This window comes from Kitasatospora sp. NPDC127116 (assembly GCF_042677365.1).
GTDB classification, from domain to species: domain Bacteria; phylum Actinomycetota; class Actinomycetes; order Streptomycetales; family Streptomycetaceae; genus Kitasatospora; species Kitasatospora lactacystinica.
On the sequence record NZ_JBHXTL010000241.1, the window covers coordinates 1 to 6,612 of the forward strand.

The 6,612-nt window shown below is 73.6% G+C and carries 7 protein-coding genes; 3 read left to right on the forward strand and 4 right to left on the reverse strand.

All coding sequences use genetic code 11. The features are described 5' to 3' along the window. Positions 1 to 63 precede the first annotated feature (63 nt). On the reverse strand, positions 64 to 1,548 hold the full coding sequence (locus ACFVHV_RS42775) for a cytosine permease (RefSeq protein ID WP_359915102.1): 1,485 nt from the start codon (positions 1,546 to 1,548) through the stop codon (positions 64 to 66). A gap of 236 nt (positions 1,549 to 1,784) precedes the next feature. Here ACFVHV_RS42775 and ACFVHV_RS42780 point away from each other — a divergent pair, with 236 nt between their 5' ends. Both ACFVHV_RS42780 and ACFVHV_RS42785 read left to right on the forward strand, forming a co-directional pair. Beyond that, positions 1,785 to 1,997 (forward strand): hypothetical protein, encoded by a 213-nt coding sequence (locus ACFVHV_RS42780; protein ID WP_359915105.1) that lies wholly within the window; start codon positions 1,785 to 1,787, stop codon positions 1,995 to 1,997. A 205-nt stretch (positions 1,998 to 2,202) separates the two neighbouring features. Then, positions 2,203 to 2,565, forward strand: a complete 363-nt coding sequence (locus tag ACFVHV_RS42785; protein WP_359915108.1) for a hypothetical protein — start codon at positions 2,203 to 2,205, stop codon at positions 2,563 to 2,565. Positions 2,566 to 2,613: 48 nt separating this feature from the next. Here the strand turns inward: ACFVHV_RS42785 and ACFVHV_RS42790 are convergent, their stop codons facing one another. Continuing rightward, on the reverse strand, positions 2,614 to 3,276 hold the full coding sequence (locus ACFVHV_RS42790) for a DUF4241 domain-containing protein (protein WP_380359143.1): 663 nt from the start codon (positions 3,274 to 3,276) through the stop codon (positions 2,614 to 2,616). A 115-nt stretch (positions 3,277 to 3,391) separates the two neighbouring features. After that, positions 3,392 to 4,348: a hypothetical protein gene (locus ACFVHV_RS42795; protein ID WP_380359145.1), complete on the reverse strand. Its 957-nt coding sequence runs from the start codon at positions 4,346 to 4,348 to the stop codon at positions 3,392 to 3,394. On the opposite strand from ACFVHV_RS42795, the gene ACFVHV_RS42800 reads away from it, so the two are divergent. Then, positions 4,306 to 4,899, forward strand: coding sequence for a hypothetical protein (locus tag ACFVHV_RS42800; RefSeq protein ID WP_380359148.1), 594 nt, complete (start codon positions 4,306 to 4,308; stop codon positions 4,897 to 4,899). The two genes, ACFVHV_RS42795 and ACFVHV_RS42800, sit on opposite strands and share 43 nt — an antisense overlap. A gap of 25 nt (positions 4,900 to 4,924) precedes the next feature. Here ACFVHV_RS42800 and ACFVHV_RS42805 read toward each other — a convergent pair whose 3' ends face one another. Further along, positions 4,925 to 6,355, reverse strand: coding sequence for an RICIN domain-containing protein (locus ACFVHV_RS42805; protein ID WP_380359151.1), 1,431 nt, complete (start codon positions 6,353 to 6,355; stop codon positions 4,925 to 4,927). Between the last annotated feature and the right edge of the window lie 257 nt (positions 6,356 to 6,612).

Consider the following 6,612-nt stretch of genomic DNA (forward strand, 5'->3'; position numbering starts at 1 on the left):
GTGCCGGCTCGGTGGAGCCGGCACCCGGGCGGTCCGGGGCGTACGGGGGTTCGCGCCGTGCGGTCAGACGGTGACCCGCTCGGTGCGCTCCGCCGGGACGTCGGCGGGCTGCTCGGCGGTGGTGGCGGCGGGGGTGTTCTCCCGGGGCGCGGGGAGCACGGCCATGATCGCGCCGGAGATCACGATGGTCGCCGCCCAGGCGAGCCCGTACTTGCCGATCGGGGTGTCGGAGAACGGGCCGGCGAACCAGTCGCACTTGGTGAAGGCGAGCCCGATCAGCAGCGCGAGCACCCAGGAGACCATCGCCTGCCAGCAGAAGCCGGCCTTGTACCAGTACGGGCTGTTCCTGCTGGTGTCCATCAGCGCGGCGGCGTCGTAGCGCACCGCACGCGACCGGCGGCGGAACATGTCCACCGCGTAGACGCCGATCCAGGCCGAGAAGGAGACGGCGAGCAGGATCAGGAAGGTGATGAAGGAGCCCAGGAAGCTCTTGGCGACCAGCATCAGCAGCAGGCCGCCGACCAGCGAGATCACGGCGTTGATGCTGACGGCCGTGGCGCGCGGCAGCTTCACGCCCATGGTCTGCGCGGTGAAGCCGGCCGAGTACATGGAGAGGCTGTTGATCAGCAGCATGCCCACGATCGCGGTCAGCAGGTAGGGCACGGCCAGCCAGGTCGGCAGCAGGTCGCCGAGGAAGGAGACCGGGTCCGCGGCCTGCGCCAGGCCGGGCGAGGCCACCGCCATCACGGCGCCCATCAGCACCATCGGCACCATCACCAGGCCGGCGCCGGAGACCGTCACGCCGACGATCTTCCGGCCGGAGGCGGAGTGCGGCAGGTAGCGGGCGAAGTCCGGGCCGGTGGGGACCCAGCTGATGCCGCCGGCGGCGATGGTCCCGATGCCGGCGATCATCATCGCGGTGGTGCCCGCGGGCTTGGAGAAGACCTCGCTCCAGTTCATGGTCGCGATCAGGTAGCCCAGGACCAGGACGCTGAAGACGCCGAAGAGGTACGTCGACCAGGTGTTGCAGACGTTCAGCGCCTTGCGGCCCATGCCGGAGACCAGGAAGGTGCAGGCGACGAAGGCGAACAGCGTGATGACGATCAGCGCGGTGTTGCTCTTGACGCCGAACATCAGGTCGAGGACGGTCAGCACGGCGTAGGCGCCGGTGACGGCGTTGATCGTCTCCCAGCCGAACCGGGCGACCCAGAGGATCGCGCCGGGGAAGAGGTTGCCGCGCACCCCGAAGGTGGCCCGGGAGAGCGTGGCGCCCGGGGCGCCGCCCCACTTCCCGGAGACCGACAGCACGCCGACCATGCCGAAGGAGGCGAGTGCGGCGCACGCGGCGACGATCAGGACCTGCCAGAAGTTCAACTGGTTGAACACCACCAGGGCCGCGCCCATGGTGAGGAGCAGGACGCTGATGTTCGCCGCGACCCAGGTCGGGAAGAGCTCGCGGACTCTGCCCCGGCGCTCGTGGTCCGGGACGGGTTCGATACCGCGGGTCTCTATCGCGCCGTCGACGTCGACGGTGGACAGGTTGTCCATGAGGGTGGCTCCGTGCGTGTGAAGCGGGAGAATGAAACGGGCAAATAGAACATTTATGGAACTCTTCGCGCGTAGCGCGGGAGTTCAGCCATCCTACTTTGTCCACTTCGTTACGGGTTCGGCCCAGCAGCCCAGCGGCCCGGCGCCCGCGCCCACCTCGGCGGCGCCGCTTCCGCCGCGGCCTGTTCACCGCCCGCCGGGGTCGGCAGACTGACAGCCGGGAGAGAGGAGCCGAGATGGCTGTCACGTTCGCGGGGGCCGACACCCGCCCGATCGGCACCATGACCTGCGACCGCGGGTGCGGTGCCGTCTTCCACGACGGCAGGGCCGAGACCGACGGCCCGCTGATCCACCAACGGGCCGCTCTCGCGGGCTGGTTCTACCCCTGCCCCGCACCCGGCGTGCAGATCGACGTCTGCCCCGGCTGCCAGCCGTACGACGGCTACTGACCCGGTGCGGGCGGCGGAGGGATCCCGCACCGCCCGGCGCTGCGCGCCGTCCTGGGGGCGCGCGCCGATCGTGCGTACGCCCCCGGCGCCGCCCCCGGAGGCCGGAAGCGCCGGTCACCCACCCCGGCGGGCCGGATTCTCCCCCGCGCAGGGAAGTTGACCCGTTCCCCCCACATCGCGGTGCGTCGTGGTGCATGATCGCAACGTGAGCACCTGGTGGGACAAGCGCCGCAACGCCCGGCTGGCAGAACTGGCGTCCGTGCTGGAGTTCTTCGGCGCCGAACCCGTCGAAGACCCCGGCGTCGGCGAACTCGCCCATGCCGCCGCGGCCCTCGCCGAGGAGTACCGCGCCAGCGACCGCGGCCAGGCCATACACCGCGCCGGCGAGCTGCTGGAACAGGCCGCCGCCGCACTGCACACCGCCGACCGCCTGCGCGGCACCCTGCTCCCCGTCGTCAACCACCACCTGCGCGGCGCCGCCGCGGCCCTGTCGCACGCCCGCGCCTGCCTGCACGCCCAGGCGATGGCGGGCACCGCCCGCCCCGGCCCGGCACCGGAAGCCGGCTGACCTCGGCACGGGCCGCCCGCGCCCGGCCGCGGACGACGGCCGGACCGCTCAGTCCCACGGGCTGGTGGGCACCGGGCCGGGTGCGACGATCGCCGCGATCCCGCCGTCGCGGGCCAGGCCCTCCCAGACCTGCCCCCAGCCTTCCGGGACGCCGAAGGTCAGCAGGTCGGCCCGGTGCTCCTCGTCGCGGAGGAGCTCGAAGTGGCCCTCGCAGAGGTCCTCGGTGCCCCGTTCGGCCGCCGGACCCTGGCGGAAGGGCCCGGTCAGCGCCTGCCAGGCGGTGGCGTCGGCGAAGCAGCCCATCGCCTCCTCCGCGTCGTACCCCGCGCCGGCGGAGCGCAGCGCCGGGTCCTCGCCCACGCCGAGGGCGAGCTGCCAGGTGGCCACCGGTTCGTCGCGCACGCGCAGGCGCGTCGCGGCACACATCCGGTGCTCGGTGTAGTAGCCGTCGGCGAGGCGGGGCCAGTCGGCCCAGGAGACGTCCACCGGGTACTCGCCGGGCGGCACGCGGACCGCGAGCTCGCGCGGCGCCCCGGTGCTCCAGGGCGAGTCCACGACCAGCCGCCCGCTCGGCAGCCGGATCGTGGTGACCTCCTTCAGCTCGGCGATCTCGATCCAGCTGTACGGGGTGTGCGGATCGCCGCCGATCCGCACACCCGGAGTGAACAGCCCGTCGAGGTACTCGCGGGTCTCCTGCCGGACCTCGCTCATGCCCGCCCCTTTCCTTCTCACGTCCGTGGTACCTGCCGCCCCGGACGATACGCACGCCCAGGGACAACCCCGGCGCCCCCGGGGCACCGGCGGTTCAGGCCGGTGACGCGGGTGCCTAACGGCTTTCCGTGCCGCGGCCGTGGCGGCGGACCGCGAGGACGGCCGTCCCGGTGGCGGCCGCGAGAGCGAGCAACGCGGCCGCGGCCGCCGTGTCGGGGGCGGTGAGCGGCCGGGCGCGCAGCGCCTGCCGGAGGAGGAGGAGAACCAGGCCCAGGTAGGCCAGCGCGGCGATCCACATCAGCGCGACGCGGTGGCGCGCGGACACCCCGCGCGGCCTGGTGGTGAGGAGGAAGCCGATCAGCGGCAGCACCTGGAGTGCGTGGAGGCCGACGAAGTGGGGGATCCGCAGATCGCCCCCGAGGGTGCTCCAATCGGTCACCGGAAGTCCCGGGCCGCCGTCGGCGAGCCCGACGGTGTGCGCGCCGACGACGGGCAGACCGTGGCCCTGCGCGGCGGCCGCGCGCTGCCGGGAGGTGGGCAGCGTCATCAGGAACGCGACGGCCATGCCCAGAGCGGACACCGTCATGCCCAGGCGGAGCCCCCACGCGAACACCGGCGGCCGCACCCGCTGGCGCAGCAGCAGGACGACGGTCGCCAGGGCCATCGCCCAGGTGGCGACGATGAAGGCGGCCATCGTCATCCAGACCGCCGTCGCCGTCGCCGTACCGAAGTTGAAGTGGCTGGTGGTGCCGGACGCCGCCGCGGCGGCGATCAGGGCCATCTCGACGGTCAGCGACACGGCCGTCGTCCAGGAGACCACCCGCACGGGACGATCGTGGCCGCGGACGAAGGTGAGCAGCCACAGCAGGGTGAGGGAGTAGACGGCGATCGACAGCGCGAAGCGGGCCGGTTTCGCCCAGGCGGGCTGCCCCGTGACCGACCGGGGATCGGCGACGAGGCCCACCAGGGCGGTGACCAGCATCAGGGCCATCAGGCCGGCGGTGACGGCCAGCGGCCGGTTCACCGCCCATGCCCGCCGCACCAGCTCCGAGGACCTGCCGACCCACACCATGCGACGTCCTTCTCCGCGGCCGCTCCGGTACCTCCTGCGGAAGAACACCATGGCCCGCAGTCGGCGGACGGGCACGCCGCCGGGCCGCGTGCCGGCGCCCCGTAACGCCCACGGGCGAATCCCCGGACGACCGGGAGCAGGGGCTGCTCGGCGACGTCCGGCACCGGGTCCGCCTCCGGGCCGCCGGGACGAGCCCGCGCGCCATCGCCCAGGCCCTCGCCGCCGCCCGGAGGATCCAGCGCACCGCCTACCGGCACACCGACGCCGGGGAGGAGGCCGCCCTCCACGCGGCCACCGCCCGCGACGAATGGCAGCGCATCCACGACCACGTCGCCGCCACCGCCTCCGCGCTCTACGACCCGGACGACGACCCCGAACTCCAGCGGGCCCTGCGCCGTGAGCGCCACCGACGGGAGATCGCCGCCCGCGCCCGCGAGGCCGCCGGCCCCGACCGCCTCACCGACGGCGACCACCGGCCGTCCGCGACCGCCCCACCGGCACCCTCGGCCCGGCCCTGCTGCTGCACCGGGTCGTGCCGCACCGGGTCATGAGCCGGCCGGGGCGCCACGGCGCGGGTCAGGCCGGGACGAGGTCCCACAGCTGGTCGGGGGTGCCGGCGGCGGGTGCCTGGGTGACCGATCCTCCGGCCCGGGCGGGGGAGGTGAGGGCGAGGCCGGAATTGGCGTTGGTGATGGTGTAGCCGCCGGTGCGGTCGCCGCGGACGCGGAAGGCCTGGTTGGGGCTGGACATCAGTGACACGTCGGCGGGGCCGACGGTGACGGCGGTGCAGTGGAACTGGATCAGGGGGGTGCCGGTGGTGGTGCTCGACCCGGTCACGTCCAGGCACTGGTCGCTGTGCACCGGGCGCAGGTTCCAGCCGCCCAGGGCGGCCCTGAAGGTGAAGGCCTGGTTGGGGTTCCCGGTGGGGGAGAAGCCGAGCAGGGGGGCCTGGTCGGCGACCGAGGAGCCGGAGACGTCGAGGTAGAGGCCGGTGGAGCGGTTCACGACGCGGTAGCGCTGGTCGAGCTTCGGGTCCTCGACGCCGTAGGACATGGGCAGGATGTAGGAGCCCCGCCACGTCGAGTCGGCGTAGTACTGGCGCCGGTACCAGTCGGCGTAGTCCGGTCGGCAGGTGCCGCCGCGGTGGATCTCGTCGTCGTACGGGCAGTAGGCCTCGAAGACCTGCTGCTTGCGGGCCTGCGCCGGGCCGTCCAGGTTGGGGGCCGACTCCCGGGCCAGGTAGTCCCGGTAGTAGGTCATGCGCGGCCAGGTCCCGCCGCGACGGTTCAGGGCGCCGAGCAGCAGCCTGGTCGTCGCGACGTGGTCGGGGTGGAAGTTCCCGTCCATGGAGCTCCGCTGGTGGTCCGCCGACGGATCCTCGGTGTTGATCACGGTCGGCCCGTAGTCGTCGATGACGCCCTGGACGAAGGCGAGGACCTGCTCGCGGCTCAGCCGCTGCTGCACCGGCGCGTCCGCGCCCGGGACGGGCCAGGCCTCCCGGCCGTCCGCGTACAGCGCCCACAGCTGGCCCTTGAACATCGTGCCGGCGTCGTTGGACGCGGCGGCGTCGGGCACGCGCAGCTCGACCGTGGAGATCCGGCCGCCCAGCGACCAGGTCGTCGCCCGCACGCCCGCCGCCGAGTAGGGCGCGTGCTGCCAGTCGCCGGGGAGGCCGGCGGCCGCCCGGTAGGCCTCGCGGTCGCCGGCCTCACGGCTTTCCATGTAGGCGTACTTGTCGGCGTCCGTGGGATGCGCCGAGACGCCGTCCCGGCTGTAGTACGAGCCGACCAGGAACAGGGTCCGCACGCAGACGTCGGGGTTCGCCAGGTCGTGGATCAGGTCGGGGGCCAGGAAGAGCAGGTCGTCGTCGTGGTGGGCGACCACGTCCAGCACCCGGCCGCCCGAGCACGGTGCGGCGGGCGCCGCACCGGCCTGCGGGGCGGCCACGGCTCCCGCTGCCAGAAGGATGGTCGACAGGACGCCGGGGACCCGGCCGGTGAATCGCACAATCTCCCCCTCGGTGCCTCGGTGCCGCGGGGCACCGGGCCGGGATGCTCCCGGCAGCACCACGCATCATCCGTCAACGCACGGACCGGCGGGGGCACGTCTGCGGGGTGTGGCGGGGGTCTCAACGGCGGCCGGTCGGTGGTGACCCGGTGTGACGGTGGCGGGCCCGTCAGCGATGCCGTCGGATCCCGGCCGGTGAGGGCGCTCACACACGGATGCGATGAACGACGACGGCTAGCAGTGTCCGTTTTGCCCGT